Source organism: Salinirubellus litoreus (assembly GCF_037335815.1).
Classification (GTDB): Archaea; Halobacteriota; Halobacteria; order Halobacteriales; family Haloarculaceae; genus Salinirubellus; species Salinirubellus litoreus.
In genome coordinates, this window is sequence record NZ_CP147841.1 from 1817556 (window position 1) to 1833805 (window position 16250).

19 protein-coding genes are annotated in these 16250 nt (G+C 68.3%); 13 read left to right on the forward strand and 6 right to left on the reverse strand.

What is annotated here, in order from left to right:
• Window positions 1-257 precede the first annotated feature (257 nt).
• Window positions 258-830: a rhomboid family intramembrane serine protease gene (locus WDJ58_RS08880; protein ID WP_338917322.1), complete on the forward strand. Its 573-nt coding sequence runs from the start codon at window positions 258-260 to the stop codon at window positions 828-830.
• A gap of 111 nt (window positions 831-941) precedes the next feature.
• Window positions 942-1481, forward strand: a complete 540-nt coding sequence (locus tag WDJ58_RS08885; protein WP_338917323.1) for a gamma carbonic anhydrase family protein — start codon at window positions 942-944, stop codon at window positions 1479-1481.
• Window positions 1482-1540: 59 nt separating this feature from the next.
• Here the strand turns inward: WDJ58_RS08885 and WDJ58_RS08890 are convergent, their stop codons facing one another.
• On the reverse strand, window positions 1541-1720 hold the full coding sequence (locus WDJ58_RS08890; RefSeq protein ID WP_338917324.1) for a hypothetical protein: 180 nt from the start codon (window positions 1718-1720) through the stop codon (window positions 1541-1543).
• Window positions 1721-1897: 177 nt separating this feature from the next.
• On the opposite strand from WDJ58_RS08890, the gene WDJ58_RS08895 reads away from it, so the two are divergent.
• Window positions 1898-2389 (forward strand): PadR family transcriptional regulator, encoded by a 492-nt coding sequence (locus tag WDJ58_RS08895; RefSeq protein WP_338917325.1) that lies wholly within the window; start codon window positions 1898-1900, stop codon window positions 2387-2389.
• A 100-nt stretch (window positions 2390-2489) separates the two neighbouring features.
• Complete coding sequence (locus WDJ58_RS08900; RefSeq protein ID WP_338917326.1) at window positions 2490-3617, forward strand: hypothetical protein; 1128 nt, start codon at window positions 2490-2492, stop codon at window positions 3615-3617.
• On the opposite strand, the gene cutA is transcribed toward WDJ58_RS08900, so the two are convergent.
• Window positions 3618-3920 (reverse strand): divalent-cation tolerance protein CutA, encoded by a 303-nt coding sequence (cutA, locus tag WDJ58_RS08905; RefSeq protein ID WP_338917327.1) that lies wholly within the window; start codon window positions 3918-3920, stop codon window positions 3618-3620.
• A 73-nt stretch (window positions 3921-3993) separates the two neighbouring features.
• Window positions 3994-4194, reverse strand: a complete 201-nt coding sequence (locus WDJ58_RS08910; protein ID WP_338917328.1) for an HEWD family protein — start codon at window positions 4192-4194, stop codon at window positions 3994-3996.
• Between the two features lie 162 nt (window positions 4195-4356).
• Here WDJ58_RS08910 and WDJ58_RS08915 point away from each other — a divergent pair, with 162 nt between their 5' ends.
• From WDJ58_RS08915 to WDJ58_RS08945, 7 genes are all read left to right on the forward strand, one after another.
• Window positions 4357-4989 carry a YbhB/YbcL family Raf kinase inhibitor-like protein gene (locus WDJ58_RS08915; protein WP_338917329.1) on the forward strand — a complete coding sequence of 211 codons (633 nt, stop codon included), beginning with the start codon at window positions 4357-4359 and terminating at the stop codon, window positions 4987-4989.
• Between the two features lie 78 nt (window positions 4990-5067).
• A complete protein-coding gene (locus WDJ58_RS08920) occupies window positions 5068-5616 on the forward strand; it encodes a class I SAM-dependent methyltransferase (RefSeq protein ID WP_338917330.1) in 549 nt (182 codons plus the stop codon).
• Between the two features lie 215 nt (window positions 5617-5831).
• Window positions 5832-7568 (forward strand): ABC transporter substrate-binding protein, encoded by a 1737-nt coding sequence (locus WDJ58_RS08925; RefSeq protein WP_338917331.1) that lies wholly within the window; start codon window positions 5832-5834, stop codon window positions 7566-7568.
• Between the two features lie 94 nt (window positions 7569-7662).
• Entirely contained in the window at window positions 7663-8640 is a 978-nt protein-coding gene (locus WDJ58_RS08930) for an ABC transporter permease (RefSeq protein WP_338917332.1), read from the forward strand.
• A 4-nt stretch (window positions 8641-8644) separates the two neighbouring features.
• Window positions 8645-9622 carry an ABC transporter permease gene (locus WDJ58_RS08935; RefSeq protein WP_338917333.1) on the forward strand — a complete coding sequence of 326 codons (978 nt, stop codon included), beginning with the start codon at window positions 8645-8647 and terminating at the stop codon, window positions 9620-9622.
• Complete coding sequence (locus WDJ58_RS08940) at window positions 9619-10665, forward strand: ABC transporter ATP-binding protein (RefSeq protein WP_338917334.1); 1047 nt, start codon at window positions 9619-9621, stop codon at window positions 10663-10665. The genes WDJ58_RS08935 and WDJ58_RS08940 overlap by 4 nt, the downstream gene beginning before the upstream one ends.
• Complete coding sequence (locus WDJ58_RS08945) at window positions 10658-11788, forward strand: ABC transporter ATP-binding protein (RefSeq protein ID WP_338917335.1); 1131 nt, start codon at window positions 10658-10660, stop codon at window positions 11786-11788. The genes WDJ58_RS08940 and WDJ58_RS08945 overlap by 8 nt, the downstream gene beginning before the upstream one ends.
• 19 nt (window positions 11789-11807) lie before the next feature.
• Here WDJ58_RS08945 and WDJ58_RS08950 read toward each other — a convergent pair whose 3' ends face one another.
• Together WDJ58_RS08950 and WDJ58_RS08955 are read right to left on the reverse strand one after the other, a co-directional pair.
• Window positions 11808-13262, reverse strand: a complete 1455-nt coding sequence (locus WDJ58_RS08950) for a metallopeptidase TldD-related protein (protein ID WP_338917336.1) — start codon at window positions 13260-13262, stop codon at window positions 11808-11810.
• Between the two features lie 105 nt (window positions 13263-13367).
• Window positions 13368-13610, reverse strand: coding sequence for a hypothetical protein (locus WDJ58_RS08955; RefSeq protein WP_338917337.1), 243 nt, complete (start codon window positions 13608-13610; stop codon window positions 13368-13370).
• 195 nt (window positions 13611-13805) lie between these two features.
• Between WDJ58_RS08955 and WDJ58_RS08960 the strand changes: the two genes are divergently transcribed.
• Window positions 13806-13949 carry a rubrerythrin-like domain-containing protein gene (locus tag WDJ58_RS08960; RefSeq protein WP_338917338.1) on the forward strand — a complete coding sequence of 48 codons (144 nt, stop codon included), beginning with the start codon at window positions 13806-13808 and terminating at the stop codon, window positions 13947-13949.
• A gap of 123 nt (window positions 13950-14072) precedes the next feature.
• Complete coding sequence (locus WDJ58_RS08965) at window positions 14073-15053, forward strand: sodium:calcium antiporter (RefSeq protein WP_338917339.1); 981 nt, start codon at window positions 14073-14075, stop codon at window positions 15051-15053.
• Between the two features lie 506 nt (window positions 15054-15559).
• Here WDJ58_RS08965 and WDJ58_RS08970 read toward each other — a convergent pair.
• Window positions 15560-16225, reverse strand: coding sequence for an RNA ligase partner protein (locus WDJ58_RS08970; RefSeq protein ID WP_338917340.1), 666 nt, complete (start codon window positions 16223-16225; stop codon window positions 15560-15562).
• Between the last annotated feature and the right edge of the window lie 25 nt (window positions 16226-16250).

A 16250-nucleotide genomic window follows, 5' to 3' on the forward strand; every position in this document is an offset into this window, starting at 1 on the left:
GGATGCGCAGATCGCTCGCCATCGAGTCGACCGTCACCGGCTCCGGCGAGCGGTCCTCTAGAGGCGTCTTTCCATGGGTAGCGGTGTCCGAGCCCCGCGAGAAGCCCCGTTTGGACGCGCGAGCGGGACACCGTCTTCCCGACGTGGCTCGTCCCGCGGGGACATCCGGACGGCACGGATCGGGCGAGGGGTCTCCGTATCGAGGGTCGGGACCGTCCGACCGGTCGGCCTTTGTCGGCGAGTGCCGTACGAACCCCATGGCCCGCGACCGGAGCGCGACCGTCCAGACGCTCCTCGTCCTCCTCGTCGTCTTCCTCCTCCAGACCCTCGGACGACTGGCGGGTCTGGGCTCGGCCTGGTTCGTCCTCTCGTTCCCGCTCGACGTCCGGCCGTGGACCCTCCTGCTGGCGACGTACGCCCACGCGGGGCCGGTCCACCTCCTCGCGAACGCCGTCGGGCTGCTCCTGATCGGGCCGCTCGTCGAACGCGGCACTTCGAGGGTACGGTTCCACGCCTTCTTCGCCGGCTCGGGTGCGCTCGCGGGGGTCTCACAGGTCGTCGTCTCCGACCTGACCGGGCCGTCGACGGCGGTGCTCGGTGCCTCCGGGGCGGTGTTCGCGCTCCTGGGATACGCGCTCGTCGGCAACCGGGTCGTCGGCGTGGTCCTGAACCGGGTCGAGATCGACCGCTCGCTCACGCTCGGGCTGTTCGTCGCCGTCGCCGCCGTCCTCACGGTCGTCACCGCGGCCCCCGGGCTCGCGCTCGTCGCCCACTTCACCGGCCTGCTCGCCGGTCTCGTTGCCGGACGGTGGCACCTGCTACGGACCTGACGGTCCCCCGCCGGTCGGCACGGTTCCGCCGACCGAGGCGGAGCCGACCCTCCGACCCGGTCCGGCCGGGGACCCTGGAGTTGATGAGCCCCCCACCTGAAGCCGGCGAGTATGCCCATTCGATCGTTCGAGGGGACCGAGCCGGAGCTCCACCCGGACGCGTACGTCGACGAGGCGGCCGTCGTCATCGGCGACGTCACCGTCGAGGCCGACGCCTCGGTGTGGCCGAACGTCGTCCTCCGGGGGGACCACGGGACGATCCGTCTGCGGGAGGGTGCGAACGTCCAGGACGGTGCCGTCTGCCACGAGGGAGCCGACATCGGTCCCTACGCCACCGTCGGACACAACGCGATCGTCCACGGGGCGGCGCTCGACACCCGCGCGCTCGTCGGTATGGGGGCGATCGTCCTCGACGACTCGGTCGTGGGCGAGCGGGCGCTCGTCGGGGCGAACTCGCTGGTGACGGAGGGGACGGAGATCCCGCCGAACACGCTCGCGACCGGGACGCCGGCCGAGGTCAGGAAGGAGGTAGAGGACTCCCCGTGGGCGCGGGCGGGGGACGTGTACGTCGATCTATCAGAACGTCACGGGACGACCTCGGAGACGCTGTACGAGCGGTGGCCGCCCGAGGAAGAAGAGGAGGAGGGCTAATCGGTGGGTAGCCGGTCGGAGATGCGGGGTCCGCGTACTCGACGACCGACCGGGGGCGGTCAGCCGTCCGCGACGAGGTAGGTCCGTCCGCCACGGCGTTCGAGGTGGACGGCGTCGCCGCCGGCGAACGCCTCGATGCGACCCGCTCGGAGATCCGAGACGTCGACGACGCGTCGGGCGCTCTCGGTGGGGTCTGCCGACGTCGACTCGGGTTCGGTCCGGATCGTGTCCACGTTCATATGCGAGTATCTGTCACCGAGAGTAATGAATCTCCGCCACCCGGAGTGAAAGTGAAAATGGGGGATAGAAGGGTCCGAGGGGATGTTTTAGGGAGTCACTATCGTCGGGTGGGTGGGCTTTTTCTCACAGTGAAACCAGGCGATAGTTCTTATACTCCCTCCGCATTACCCTGTATCATGGCACCCACCCCGTGGCGACCAAAGAGCGCGGAAGAAGACAGAACGAGCAGCGTGACCGTCGAGATGCTGTACCGGGAACTGTCGGGCGAGAACTCGTCCGTCACCCAGCCCGAGTCCCCCGAACTGCTCCTCGAGGCCGTCTCGGACGCGCTGTTCCCCGACTCGGCGGTCGACCTCGACGAATCGGTCGTCAAGGGCAACCTCGACGCCGTTCTGCTCGCGCTCGTCGCCACCCAGGACCGCAACACCCACGGGAAGGGACTCATGGAGACGCTCTCGACCTCGTTCGGTGCCGACTTCAGCCCCGGAACGGTCTACCCGTGTCTCCACGACCTCGAAGACGAGGGCTGTCTCGAGACCCGCGAACTCGTCCGGACGAAGGAGTACGCCATCCACGACGACGAGATGTCCCAGGAGCGGATCGAGGCCGCGGCCCAGCAGCACCTGGCGCTCGGCGCGTTCCTCAAGCGCGTCTCGGACAACATCTGACCCCGACTTTTCCTTCGGAGGCCGCACCGTATAGACACGTCTAAACCCCACGGACCGGACGGCTCCCCCATGGAGGTCCGTTCGGCCGCCGGTGGTTCGCGTGGTTGACGCGCTCACGCTAGTCGGACTGCTGTTCGTCGCGTTCGCGGGCGGCGCGCTGGGCGCGGCGCTGGGAGCGTACCCCGCGTTCGCCCTCTCCGGGCTCGTCGTCGCCGTCGGGGAGATCGCGAGGGCGACCGGGGGTTCGGTCCCGACGAGTGCCCCCGACCCGCTGGCGCTCGGCACCGCCGGCGTCACGGCGAACGTCGGTCTCGGCCCGGTGTTCGGCCCGCACGTCGTGTTCGGCGGCGGGGCGGCGGCGGCCGCCTACGCCGCCCGGAAGGGCTATCTCGACACCGGATTCGACTACTACGAGGCGAAGAACGTCACGTACTCGCTCGGAGCCCGTGCCGACGTACTGGCGGTCGGGGGCGCGTTCGGCGTCGCGGGCCTGCTCCTCGCGGCACTCGCCGCGGGATCGCTCGGTGTCGGGGGCGGCCTCCCCTGGCCGGCGCTCCCGCTCGACCCCGTGATGGCCAGCGTCGTCCTCTCGGCGTTCCTCCACCGGCTCGCCTTCGGCTACCCGCTCGTCGGCAACGTCCGGGGCGACGTCCTCGACATGACGCCGTACGAGCGCGACGAGCGCCGCCGACCGGTCGTCGATTCGGGTGAAGCGTCCGGGGGTAGCGGGATCGGCCCGGAGGCGGACGCGGTGGGCAGATACGTCGTCGAACCGTGGCTCCCTCACCAGTCCCGGTGGGGTGGCGTGGCGCTGCTGGGAGCGAGCGCGGGCGTCTTCGGCGCGTTCGTCGCCTACGTCTCCGGGAGCGCCCTCCTCGCGTTCGGCATCGCCGCCGCCTCGACGCTGCTCCTGAGCCTCGGGATGGAACGGGCACCGGTGACCCATCACATGGTACTCCCCGCGAGCATCCTGGTCGTCGGGCTAGCCGACGGGGCGACCGACCCCTCGGTCATCGCCAGCAGCCTGTCGCTCCCGGTCGCGGTCGTCGCCGGGGCGCTCGCGGGTGCCCTCGCCGGAGCCGTCGGCGAACTCGCCCAGCGGGTGCTCTACGCGCACGCGGACACGCACTTCGACCCGCCCGCGGCCAGTATCGTCGTCACGACGTTCCTCCTGGGCCTGCTCGACGTCGTCGGGCTGATCTCACAGAACGTCGTCCCGACGCCGTGACTACCGGACGCTCTCCCGGACCCACTCGGCGTACGGGTCGTACACCGACCTCTCGTCGAACCGCTCGACACAGGGGATCTCGTGAGGGTGGAGTTCGACGACCCGCTCGCGGAGCTCCCGGTAGCGCTCGTCGGTCGTCTTCACGATCAGTACGGCCTCGTCCTCGGCGTGGACGTCGCCGTCCCACCGGTACGTCGAACGACAGTCGATCCGGTTGACGCAGGCCGCGAGGCGCTCCTCGACCAGCGTCGAGGCGAGCTCGTCCGCGGCCCCTCGCGGGACGGTCACGTAGGCGGTCGGCATACCTCGAGAACTACGCCCGGTAGCGAAAGCGTTCGGGTCGGGCGGGTCGGACGGATCCGGCGAGTCAGCGCGGTCAGCGTGTCTCGGCGACGGGGTTGTACGCGCCGTTGATGTCCCACTCGTGGATACAGTGGGGGTTCCCCGCACGGGGCTCGCCGTCCTCGCGGACGATGACCCAGTTCTCCGTCTCCTCGTCCCAGGCGTCCTGCCGTCCGCAACACGTACACGCTCGTTCGGTCGGGGGGACGATCTCGGCGTCCGCACTCTCGCCCATGTCCGGGCGGAGGGCCCCCACCGACTTGAACACCGCGGCACCGGCCGGATGTGGCTGGGTCCGCGCGACCGGGACTGCACGGGCTCCCGAAACCGCCGATGAGAACGGGGTCCCCTCGGCCGGTTTCGAACCCTACTATATCCCCGGTCCCCTACCCCGGGTATGCGCCGCCGCCGGGTACTCGCCGCCGGAACCGGTCTCGTGTCGGCCTCGTCGCTGGCCGGCTGTACGACCGGCTCCGGTTCGGGCGGCGAGCCCACACCTCCCCTCCTGCGCTTCCGCCCGACGGCGTTCGAGTCCGGCGGGGTCGTCCCGGAACGGTTCACCTGCGAGGCCGACGACGGCTCCGGAACCTCGCCGCCGTTCGCCGTCGAGAGCGTCCCGCCACCGACCGAGGCGCTCGGGCTCGTCGTCGAACTCCCCGACAACGTCGGGTCGACGTTCACTCACTGGCTGCTCTGGAACCTCCCGCCCGACCTCGGGACCGTCCCCGCCGGCCTGCCGGCCGAGCCGACGCTCCCATCGCTCGGCGGGGCCCGACAGGGCCGCAACGGGACCGGCCGTGTCGGCTACGTCGGGCTCTGTCCGCCGCCGACCGGCCAGCCGCGGGAGTACTGGTTCACGCTCTACGCGTTCCGGCGTGAACTCGACGTCCCTGCGGGGGCGGGCCGTGACGCCTTCGACGACGCAGCCGAGACGGCGACGCTGGCGAGTCGGCGGCTCGTCGCACGGTTCGGGCGGTCCCCTCCCGACGAAGATGGGGACGGGTCACCCACCCGAACGCCGCTTTCTTGACACCCATCCGTGCGCTCCTCGAACGCGGGGCCGGCACAACGCGCGCAGCTATTTGCCTGCCGCGCGCATCCGGACGGTATGGGCTTTCACACGTTCGACGTCTCCCGGGCCGACCGCCTCGAGGACGAGTCCCGGTACCGGTACGTCTCCGTCGACGAACTGCTCGCGCTGTTCGACCCCGAGGGGAGCGTCGCCGATCTCGGTTCCGGGACCGGGTTCTACACGGACGATGTCGCGCCGTACGTCGAGCGGGTGTACGCCGTCGACGTCCAGGCCGAGATGCACGACTACTACCGGGGGAAGGGCGCACCGGGGAACGTCGAGTTCGTGACCGCGGCGGTCGCGGACCTGCCGTTCGAGGAGGGGGCGCTCGACGCCGCCTTCTCGACGATGACCTTCCACGAGTTCGGGGACGGGGCGGCGCTGGCGGAGATCGCACGGGTGCTCGCCGACGGCGGGCGGCTCGGCATCGCCGACTGGTCGGCCCGGGGAGCCGGCGAGTCGGGGCCGCCGCTCGACGAGCGGTACGCCCTGTCCGAGGCCGTCGCGCTCGCCGAGGGCGCGGGGCTCACCGTCGAACACGGTAGCGAGCGGCGCGAGACGTTCGTGCTTCGAGCGGTCGGGTAGGGAACGGGGAGACCGCCGGCAGCGACCGGGGTCACCGGCTCGATCCGGGGTCGTTGTTGATAGATGGTGTATGTTCGTTTCATACACCACACGCTCGTTCTACTTAACCGGCGAATGTGTCCGATCGTACAGGTATGAAGCTTCCCGTATGTGGTACGTTCGCCGATCGGGGTAGAAAAACATAAATACACGGTCCCGGAACGTGGGGCCGAACGATGTCGAAAGACGACAGAGACTTCGGACGACGCGACTTCCTGAAAGCGACGACTGCCGGTGGCGTGGTCGGAATGACCGCCCTGGCCGGCTGTACGGGAGGCGACGGTGGCGACGGTGGCGACGGTGGCGACGGTGGCGACGGTGGGGACGGCGGTTCGACGCCGACCGAGGGTGACGGCGGCGACGGCGGGTCGACGCCGACCGAGGGCGACGGCGGCGACGGTGGCGACGGCGGGTCGGTCGACCTGCCGACGTACACCTACCTCAACAACTCCCAGAGCTACAACCCGCCGCGCCACGACGCGATCAACCTCATCGCGCGGCAGTTCAACGACCTCGGCCTCGACGTCGAGGTCGAGACCCTGGAGTGGGGGACCCTGTTCAACCGGGTGTCCGTCGAGTACGACTACAGCTTCGCGACGTGGCACACGTTCTTCACGATCGACCCGGTGCTGGAGCTCAACTCGACGATGAACTCCGAGAACGTCGAGCAGGGCGAGGGTAACTTCGCGGGCTACGCGAACGACGAGGTCGACCAGCTCATGGCCAACTACCTCGGTAGCCCGGACTCGGACGAGCGGATCGATCAGGTCCACGAGCTCCAGAAGATCATAATGGAGGACGTCCCCCAGATGCCCGTCACCCACATGCCGCAGCTGGCGGTGTTCAACAACAACCAGGTGACCAACTGGCAGCCCGAGCTGTCGCTGGGGTACAACTCCTACTGGACGATGATCAACCTGGAGATGCAGGACGGGGCGACGTCCCTGAAGGGGTACTGGCCGGAGACCCTGTCGACGATGAACGTCCTGGGCCACAACGACGAGAACAAACACACCTACCAGTTCACGGTGATGTACGACACGCTCCTCCGGCTCGACAACAACGGGGAGCTCAACACGGACGTCAGCCTCGCCACGGACTACGAGCGCGTGGACGAGACGACGATGGAGTACACCATCCGGACGGACCACTCGTTCCACGACGGCGAGGACCTCACCGCCGAGGACGTGGTGTTCACCTACAACTACATCGCCGAGAACGAGATCCCGCTGTTCTCGGTCCAGTCGCAGTTCATGGGCGAGTCCGAGGTCGTCGACGAGAGCACGGTCCGGATCAACATGTCCGAGCCGCTCGGCCCGTTCAACACGCTCGTCGCCACGCAGATCCCGATCCTCCCCCAGCACATGTGGGAGGACCGGAGCAACCCCAGCCAGGCCACCGTCGAAGAGCCGGTCGGCAGCGGCCCGCTCCAGTTCAGCTACTGGAACCAGGGGACGGAGTTCGGCCTGGAGCGGTTCGACGACCACTTCGCGCCGGTCGACTTCGAGGAGCGGTTCTGGCGGATCATCCCCGAGGCCTCGACGGTCTGGGAGCTGCTCCTGAACGGCGAACTGAACTACGAGCCGTTCGGCCGCATCGACCGTTCGCTCAACGAGAACCAGAGCGAGGACCAGATCTCGGTCCAGTCCAACCCGGCCACCTCGTTCTGGCACTTCACCCCGAACGAGCGCCTGGAGGGGCTCGACGACCCCGCGCTACGGAAGGCGCTGGTCAACGCCATCCCGCGGACGCCGATCGTCGACCAGATCCTGTTCGGCTTCCCCGAACCCGGGTTCAACGTCGTCTCGCCGGCGTTCGGTCCGCTACACACCGAGGACGTCACGACGTACGAGGAGAGCATGGAGCGGGCCCAGAGCCGCCTCGAGGAGGCCGGCTACACGGGCGGTAACTGAAGTCGTAAACGGTCGGGACGACCGAAACCCACTTAACGTCGTACTCCTGACCGACCAGCCACACCGCGTAACCGAACCATAGATCAAACATACAATGGGAAAAGCCAGTTTCGTAATCAGACGGATCCTACAGCTCGTGGCCACGTTCTGGGCCGTCGGGACGGTCCTGTTCTTCCTGTTCAGGCTCATGCCCGGCAACCCGACGTCGTTCGTCATCTCGCCACAGATGACGGCGGAGGCCCGCCAGCAGATCATCGCGAGCTACGGCCTCGACGAGCCGTTGCACATCCAGTACATCAAGTTCCTGCAGAACGCGCTGACGCTCGACTTCGGGCGCTCGTTCCACTCGAACGCCCCCGTGCAGGACGTCATCTGGACGTACCTGCCGAACACGCTCGTGCTGATGCTGACCGCGTTCGTCATCGCGTACGCGATCGGTATCACGGCGGGCGTGCTGTCGGGCTGGTACCGGGGCTCGCGCCTCGAGCGTAGTACGGTCATCACGGCGCTGGTCGCCCGGAGCGTCCCCACGTTCTGGGTCGGGCTGATCGTGCTCTGGATATTCGGTGCGGGGATGGGCGTCATCCCGATGACCGGGATGACCTCCGCCGGGAACGACCCCGGGAGCTTCTGGGAGATGGTCCTCAGCGTCGACTTCCTCCACCACCTCGCCGCCCCGGCGCTCGTGCTGGCGTACTACTACATGGGGTACCCGCTGCTCATCATGCGGTCGAGCATGCTCGAGGTGCTCTCGGAGGACTTCATCGACGTCTGTCGGGCCAAGGGGCTCAAAGAGCGGACGATCATGTTCAAGCACGCCGCTCGCAACGCGATGCTGCCGATCGTCACGGCGGCGGCCATCGCGCTCGGATACGCGGTCGGCGGGAGCGTGCTGATCGAGACGGTGTTCGCCTGGCCCGGAATCGGTCGGGAGATGGTCCGCGCGGTCACGCGTCGGGACTTCCCGGTGGCACAGGGGACGTTCATGGTGCTGGCGTCGACCATCATCATCCTGAACTTCGTCGCGGATCTGGCCTACGGCTACCTCGATCCGCGGGTGACCTACGACTAGAACAATGGCAGGAGAAGACATCACGCGGTCGATAATGGACGACGCCGAGGAGCGGCACTCGCGCGAGGAGGTCAGTAAGTGGCAGCGGAGCTTCCGGCTCTGGCGAGAGACGCTCGCGGAACACTGGAGTCAGCTGACCGACGAGCTGTCGGTCCGGCTCTCGATGGTGACGGTCGCGTTCTTCGTCCTGGTCGCCATCTTCGCCCCGTACATCGCCCCCTACGCGCCGCTGGCGCGCCAGTACCAGACGTCCGACGAGCTCCTCATCGCCAAGTGGGCCGAGCCGTCGCTCCTGGGCGCGAACACGGACTACCTGCTGGGGACGACCGCCTCGGGCTACGACATCTTCAGCCAGCTCGTGTTCGGCACCCGGGCCGCGCTGCTGGTCGGCCTGCTCGCTGCGGTGTTCACCGCCGGCATCGGGACGCTCGTCGGGCTCGTCGCGGGCTACTACGGCGGGGTCCTCGACGACGCGCTGATGCGCCTCGTCGACTTCATGTACGGCCTGCCGCTGCTGCCGACCGTGATCGTGCTCGTCGCGCTCACGGGCCCGAGCCTCTGGAACATCATCCTCGCGGTGATCATCCTCCAGTGGCGCGCGACGGCGCGTGTGATCCGTTCACAGGCGCTCTCCTTGCGCGAGCGGCCGTTCGTCAAGGCCGCACAGGTCGCCGGAGCCAGCGACTGGCACATCATCAGCCGACACCTCGCTCCGAACGTCCTGCCGCTGTCGTTCCTCTACGGATCGTTCGCCATCGCGTGGGCGATACTCACCGAGGCCGGCGTCTCGTTCATCGGGCTCGGCGACCCCAACACCGTCTCGTGGGGGACGATGCTCCAGGCCTCGCGCGCGTACTCGGCGCTCTCGTTCGGTGCCTGGTGGTGGTTCGTCCCGCCCGGGATCTGCATCGGCCTGCTCGTGATCAGCGGGTTCCTCATCGGTCGGGGATACGAGGAGATCACTAACCCCAAGTTACAATGAGTCTACTGGAAGTCGAGAACCTGGAAGTGTACTACGAGACGGAGGAGGGGCCGGCACAGGCCGTCGACGACGTCTCGTTCACCCTCGAAGAGGGTGAGAACCTGGGTATCGTCGGCGAATCGGGCTGCGGGAAGACGACGCTCGCCAAGGCCATCATCGGGATCCTCCCGGACGCCGGCTACGTCAACGGCGGCACCATCCGGTTCAAGGGCGACGACATGACCGAGATGACCGGGGAGCAACGGCGTCGTCTGAAGTGGGAGGAGATCTCGATGATCGCCCAGTCGGCGATGAACTCGCTGGACCCGGTCTACACCATCCGCGAGCAGATCGTCGAGGCCATCGAGACCCACCGACCGGGGACCGGCCGTACCGAGTCCCAGCAGATCGTCACGTCCATGTTCGAACTCGTGGGGCTCGACCCCGACAGGGCCGACGACTACCCCCACCAGTTCTCGGGCGGGATGCGCCAGCGCGCCATGATCGCGATGGCGCTCGCGCTCGAACCGTCGCTGATACTGGCCGACGAGCCGACCACGGCGCTCGACGTCATCATGCAGGACCAGATCCTCAAACGGATCAGTCAGATCCAGGACGAGATCCGGTCCTCGATGCTCGTCATCACGCACGACGTGAGCGTCGTCGCCGAGACGTGCGATCGCGTCCTCGTGATGTACGCCGGGAAGGTCGCCGAGGAGGGTCCGGTCGAGGAGATATTCAACCAGCCGTACCACCCCTACACGATCGGGCTGAAGCGGGCGTTCCCGAACATCCGCAAGACCGATCAGGACCTCCTCTCGATCAAGGGCTACCCTCCCGAACTGATCGACCCGCCCCAGGGCTGCCGGTTCGCCGAGCGGTGTCCGATGGCCGACGAGCGGTGCCGCGAGGAGGAGCCGGAAGCACACTACATGAACGACCTGCGGACGTACTGTCACTACGCGGAGGACATCGACCGCGAGCTGCGACCGCGCGCGGACGACCCGAAGACGTGGCGGCAGACCGAGGCCGCGAGGGCGGTACAGGAGGTAGGCGATGACTGAGACGAACACCACGACCGCGACGGATCCCGAGGAGGACTCGCTACTTCAGGTCCGGAACCTGAAGAAGTATTTCAAGGTCGACGCGGGCTGGATCGCGAGCATCGTCCAGTCGGTTTCCGGCGACGACCCGGACTACGTCCACGCGGTCGACGGCGTGAGCTTCGACCTCCGGCGCGGGGAGACGCTCGGGCTGGCCGGCGAGTCGGGCTGTGGGAAGACGACGACGGGGATGTCGCTGGTCAAACTCCACGAGCCGACCGACGGCGACATCGTCTACGACGGCCAGAGCCTCAACGACGCGACCGACGACGAGATCAGGCAGTTCCGCCGGAACGCCCAGATGATCTTCCAGGACCCGTTCGAGAGCATCAACCCGCGGATGACCGTCTACGACACGGTCGCCGAGCCGCTGCGGATCCACAACATCCCCAACGAGACGGCGCGGGTCCAGCGCGCGCTCGAGTTCGCCGAACTCCTGCCGCCGGAGCAGTACTTCGACCAGTACCCCCACGAGCTCTCGGGCGGCCAGCGCCAGCGGGTCGCCATCGCGCGGGCGCTCGTGCTCGACCCGGACTTCATCGTGGCCGACGAGCCGGTCTCGATGCTCGACGTGAGCCTCCGGGCCGGCGTGCTGTCGTTGCTCGAACGGATGACCGACGAGTACGGGCTCTCTGTGGTCTACATCAGCCACGACCTCTCGCTGCTGCGGCACATGTGTGATCGGCTCGCGATCATGTACATGGGGAAGATCGTCGAGAAGGGGCCGACCGACGAGATCATCGAGAACCCACAGCACCCCTACACCCAGTCGCTCATCAACGCGGTGCCGGTCCCGGAGCCGAGCGTCGGCCGCGAGCGCGTCGAACTGCAGGGCGAGGTGGGCGACGTCATCGACATCCCGACCGGCTGTCGGTTCAAGGACCGGTGTCCCGACTACATCGGCGACGTCTGTGACAAGGTCGTGCCGCCGCTCGAACGGAAGACCGACACGGGCGGCGAGGCCGCCGTGGCGTGTCACCTCTACGAGAGCGCCGAGGGGTACGACCCCTACGCGGAGATGGGTGGCTCAGCGGCCGAGCGAGAAGGCGACGCCGGCTCCGAGTCGACGCCGGCCGACGACTAGACGCTCTCTCGCTGCTACGCTACTCCTCCAGCGTCCCTTCCAGCCTGATCCCCGGTGCGGTCACGGCGTAGGGGAGCCGCGACTTGTGCTTCTCCGAGACGCCCGTGACGGTCCCGCGAGCCGCGCCGATGTCGGTCACGTCGTGGAGCGTCGACGGCTCGAACGCCAGCGAGACGCCGTCGACCCGTCCGGCCCGCTCGCCCCCTTCCAGCAGGTAGCCCTCGGCGACGGGGAGCCCGGCCCGACCCCGGTCCGGGCGCTCCTCGGTCTTGCGTTCGAGGTGTTTCGCGTAGAGGACGCTCGCGGGCATGGACCCGGACCGCTGGACGCGCTCGAACTCGTCGCGGAGCCGCGGCCCGTCGAACCGCTCGACGAGCACGTCCGCGCCGGCCCGGAGGTCCGCGCGGGTCGCCTCGCCGGGGGCGACCTCGACGTGTCGGGGGTGGATGCGCGGCGGCTGTTCGAACCCGAGGCTCGGCACCGCGTTCCCACGGGGGTAGGTCTCCTCCTCGGCGGCGCTGACGGTGTTGTGGAGCAGGCCCGTGACGGTCCCGTTTTCGACGAGGTTCACGGGTGTCGTGGGCCGGAGTTCGGCGTCGTAGCCCAGCGCCGCCCACGAGCCCGCGTGGATCGTGTCCTCGATGTCGAGGTCGGGGGGGCCGATCTCGTCGCCGAGGGAGAAGGGGCTCAGCCCCATGAAGTCGACGTCGGCCTCGAAGTACCGCGAGACGAGGTGGAAGAGCTGTCCCGCGGCGCGGGGGCTCAGGACGACCGTCGCCGCCCCTGTGGGCGCGGCGGCCTCGTCGGCGGCCGACAGCGTCTCGGCGTCGTCGACCGCGGCCTCGAAGACCTCCGGAATTTCGTCGAGGAACGCCGCACCGCGCGTCGATCCCGCGTGGCGGTCGACCGTCGGCCCGTCGTCGAGCGAGAGGATCAGGCGCACGCTGGCGCGGTCGAGGGTCGTCCGGACGGTGCTCCCGGTCGTCGTCGCGAGCGAGGCGTCTATGTGGGCGTCCCGGTAGTTCACCCACCGTCGGTCGAGGTCGAGGTCGTCGGCCGCGGCGAGGGCGTCCTCGACGGTTCCGACCTTGGTTTCGAGGTCGACCGCGTCGAGCCCCCCGGACGCCCACCCGCCGTGGACCCCCAGGTGGGTCGTGTACCGGTCGTAGCGCGCCGGGTCGTCCTGCGCGAGGAACTCCCCGGCGCGGATCGCCCGGTCGGCGGCGTCGGAGAGGCTCTCCTCGTCCAGGCTCGACGTGTACCGGTAGTCGGCGGCCCCCTCGACGAAGGTGCGAAAGCAGACACCGGTCTCGTCGAACGAGACCGTCTCGCGGGGACCGTCGTCGGTCACGACGGCGTCGGTCTTCACCTGGTCGATCGCCCCCACCTCGGCGTAGGCGACCCGCTCGTCGTCCTCGAACCGGTCGAGCAGCCAGTCCATCGCGTCGAGCGACTCCTCGAACTCGGCGCTCATACGAGGGTGATAGCCCAGCGCGGCGTATGAAACCCCCGCTATGCGGACGGTGAATCGATATCGTGACTGCGGCGCTCCCGTCGGCCGGTCGTGACGCGCCGGCCGCTACTGTCTGTCCTGCCGGCGCTGTTCCTCGGCCTCGGCCTCGTACCGCTCGGAGGTGAGCTGATCCTGTATCTTCCGCCGGTACTCCCAGTAGCCGGCGGCGATGACGAGCAGTCCGAGCACCGCGCCGCGCAGGGGTAGCCCCGCGATCCAGAGGTAGACGAACGCCGCGACCGCGAACAGGATCGAGAGCCCGAGGCTCAGGTTCGCCAGCCCGAACCGCGAGACGCGGGGTCCCCACATACGGTCCCGTTCCACGAGCGCGCCCATCAAGATTCGGGACGAGGCACGGCAGGGGGAGCACGGTGTTCGCCGCGCTCGATCGGCGAAATCGAACGAACGTCCACGTCAGATCGGAACTCACGGACGAGTGGTGTTAATATGCTATTCGGATGTTATAGGACAACGGTTTAACGGGGCGCGCCGCAGGCTCCGCCCATGCGAAACGGACTCGACCCCTACACGCCCGGAGAACCGCTGTACGAGTGCATGGAGTGCAGCAGCCGGTCGTCCGGCGGGACCGGCGGGACCTGTGCGGACTGCGGTGGCCCGCTGAAGAACATCGCCATCTCCCGGGAGTAGGCCAGCCCGACCCCACGTGGACTCGTGTCCGGCACACGCGGCTGACGGGGAGCGACGGCATCGCTCGCGCGAGCCGGCGGAGCCGCCGAAACCGTTTTCGCGGGCCGGGCGGTCGGCCCGTTCGTGCTGCCCGTCCAGATCCCTCCGCTTCTCTCACTGGCGGTCTCGCTCGCCGTTCTCGTGTGGGCCTCGGGGGTGGCGGTCGACCGCCTCGTGAAGCTCGCACAGCGCTTCGACGTGCCGGACGTCCTGGTAGCGGTCACGGTGATCTCGCTGGGGACGAGCCTGCCGGAGATCGGGACGCACCTCTCGGCGTCGGCCGGCATCCTCGCCGGCGAACTCGACTACGGGGTGGCCTCCGCGACGGTGATGGGCGGCAACCTCGGCTCCTCGATCGCCCAGCAGCTACTCCTGTTCGGCGTCTTCGTCCTCGCGTACGGGGGGTTCACCCTCACGCCGACGCTCCGCCGGGACTACTACGTCCCGATGCTACTGGCGGCGGTCCTCCTGCTCGGCGTCTCGTTCGACGGGACCGTCGGTCGGCTCGACGCGCTCGCGCTGCTCGGCGCGTACGGTGCCTACACCTACTGGAGCTTCGAACGCCGCCCCCGGACGATGAACGTCCCCGACACGGCGAGCGAGGACGTCGTCCGGGACACGGCGGTTTCGCTGGCGGCGATGGGGGTCGTCCTCGCCGCCGCGTTCGTCGCGCTCGCGGCCGTCGAGGAACTCGTCGCCGACCTCGCGCTAGGGGGGTCGATGGCCGGCGTCGTCACGATCGGGCTGGCGTCGGCGCTCCCCGAACTCTCGACCGTCCTCGAATCGGTGCGCCGGAAGGCCCCGAACGTCGCCGTCGGCACCCTCGTCGGGAGCAACGTCGTCAACCCGCTCGTCGCGGTCGGTCTCGGTGGCGTCGTCTCCACCTACCGGGTCCCCCCGGCGGTGGTGTGGTGGGACCTCCCGTTCAAACTGCTCGCGGGAATCGCGTTCCTCGCGTGGGTCACGTACAACGGCGGGCGGGTCGGACGGCGCGACGGTACGGCCCTGGTCGTCGGCTACTTCCTCTACGTCGTCGGACGGCTGCTGCTCTACCCCGCACAGTGACCGCACCGCGCGAGTACGGGCGTCCGACGCGCGGCGTTCGCCCGACCGACAGGTTTATCTTCCTTGGTAACATTACACGTGTTTGCGGCGGAAGCCGTGAGGACACACCGGACGACCGGAGCAAGAACGCCCGCAAAGGGTGGTACGGTTCCGGTTGGGGGCAACAACCAAAGGACCCGTAACAGGGTAACGAGGTCAACGCTCCGAAGGAGAACCGCAGCAGTCCAGGGCCGATCCGTCCGGACGGACCGGAAGGAAGGCCAAGTACCGGACGTCGCGTGAGTGACGTTCGGGAACCCGGCGCAGTCGACAAGGTCGGTGAAAGCCCGACTAAAGCCCGCAAGGGCAAGGCCGGTGCAAGCCCGGCTAAAGCCGACGATCAACGCCGGAAGGGCCGCAGGACTGTGGAAAACGTCCCCCGTCCGGGTCCAAATCGCGACTTTCCCGTGTTTTCCCGCTGAACAGCCCTTCCTAGCGTCGCCTCCCGTGTTCGTGGTTTCGGACGTTCACTCCGGGTAGCGGTTCCCGACGCTCGCTCCGAGGTACTCGTCGAGGAGGGTCGGGAAGTCACGGCCGCGGAGGTAGCGCAGGCCGAAGTCCTCCGCCCAGTTGATGATCCCCGTGTCCTCGGTGACGACGCCGGCGTCGAGTTCGCGCGCGAGGATGAGCAGGTCGAAGTCCTCGCGGGAGTCGAGCACACCCCGGCGGAGCGTCGAGCGGTACTCCTCGCGCAGGTCGGAGATGACCCGGTCGACGGCGGTGATCTCCCCGTTCTCGGGGCCGTCGCTCCGGGACTCCTCGGCCTTCCGGACGGCCTTCTCGGAGACCCGGAGTCCGCGGTTGACGCGGTCGGCCATCTCGTCGATGTACTCGTAGACGAGTTCGGCGGGGATCATCACGCCGTAGCGGTCGGGGTTCTTCTTGATGAGCCAGGTGTTGAGCTTCGAACGCGTCTCGGGCGGGACGTCCCGGTCGTCGAGCATCGACGCGAGCTCCTCGTAGACCGAGGGCGGGATGTAACAGGAGATGTTGAGCTGGAGCTTCGCCTCGGCGATCAGGTCGAGGAGGCGTGCGAGCGCGTCCGGGAGGTCCTCGTCCTCGTGTCGTATCTCGTCGGTGAGGAAGACCGAGGTGTCGAGGACGAACCGCTGTTTCAGCGGGTGCTCCGGCATGGCGGTGGATCGACTCCCGAGGTCA

Excerpts from the sequence above, each read along its gene's own strand:
- WDJ58_RS08960 (WP_338917338.1), top strand. The coding sequence starts at position 13,806 with ATGCGAAACGGACTCGACCCCTACACGCCCGGAGAACCGCTGTACGAG.
- cutA (WP_338917327.1), bottom strand. The coding sequence starts at position 3,920 with ATGCCGACCGCCTACGTGACCGTCCCGCGAGGGGCCGCGGACGAGCTC.
- WDJ58_RS08940 (WP_338917334.1), top strand. The coding sequence starts at position 9,619 with ATGAGTCTACTGGAAGTCGAGAACCTGGAAGTGTACTACGAGACGGAG.
- WDJ58_RS08890 (WP_338917324.1), bottom strand. The coding sequence starts at position 1,720 with ATGAACGTGGACACGATCCGGACCGAACCCGAGTCGACGTCGGCAGAC.
- WDJ58_RS08935 (WP_338917333.1), top strand. The coding sequence starts at position 8,645 with ATGGCAGGAGAAGACATCACGCGGTCGATAATGGACGACGCCGAGGAG.
- WDJ58_RS08925 (WP_338917331.1), top strand. The coding sequence starts at position 5,832 with ATGTCGAAAGACGACAGAGACTTCGGACGACGCGACTTCCTGAAAGCG.
- WDJ58_RS08895 (WP_338917325.1), top strand. The coding sequence starts at position 1,898 with ATGGCACCCACCCCGTGGCGACCAAAGAGCGCGGAAGAAGACAGAACG.
- WDJ58_RS08955 (WP_338917337.1), bottom strand. The coding sequence starts at position 13,610 with ATGTGGGGACCCCGCGTCTCGCGGTTCGGGCTGGCGAACCTGAGCCTC.
- WDJ58_RS08950 (WP_338917336.1), bottom strand. The coding sequence starts at position 13,262 with ATGAGCGCCGAGTTCGAGGAGTCGCTCGACGCGATGGACTGGCTGCTC.
- WDJ58_RS08885 (WP_338917323.1), top strand. The coding sequence starts at position 942 with ATGCCCATTCGATCGTTCGAGGGGACCGAGCCGGAGCTCCACCCGGAC.
- WDJ58_RS08880 (WP_338917322.1), top strand. The coding sequence starts at position 258 with ATGGCCCGCGACCGGAGCGCGACCGTCCAGACGCTCCTCGTCCTCCTC.
- WDJ58_RS08945 (WP_338917335.1), top strand. The coding sequence starts at position 10,658 with ATGACTGAGACGAACACCACGACCGCGACGGATCCCGAGGAGGACTCG.
- WDJ58_RS08930 (WP_338917332.1), top strand. The coding sequence starts at position 7,663 with ATGGGAAAAGCCAGTTTCGTAATCAGACGGATCCTACAGCTCGTGGCC.
- WDJ58_RS08970 (WP_338917340.1), bottom strand. The coding sequence starts at position 16,225 with ATGCCGGAGCACCCGCTGAAACAGCGGTTCGTCCTCGACACCTCGGTC.
- WDJ58_RS08920 (WP_338917330.1), top strand. The coding sequence starts at position 5,068 with ATGGGCTTTCACACGTTCGACGTCTCCCGGGCCGACCGCCTCGAGGAC.
- WDJ58_RS08915 (WP_338917329.1), top strand. The coding sequence starts at position 4,357 with ATGCGCCGCCGCCGGGTACTCGCCGCCGGAACCGGTCTCGTGTCGGCC.
- WDJ58_RS08910 (WP_338917328.1), bottom strand. The coding sequence starts at position 4,194 with ATGGGCGAGAGTGCGGACGCCGAGATCGTCCCCCCGACCGAACGAGCG.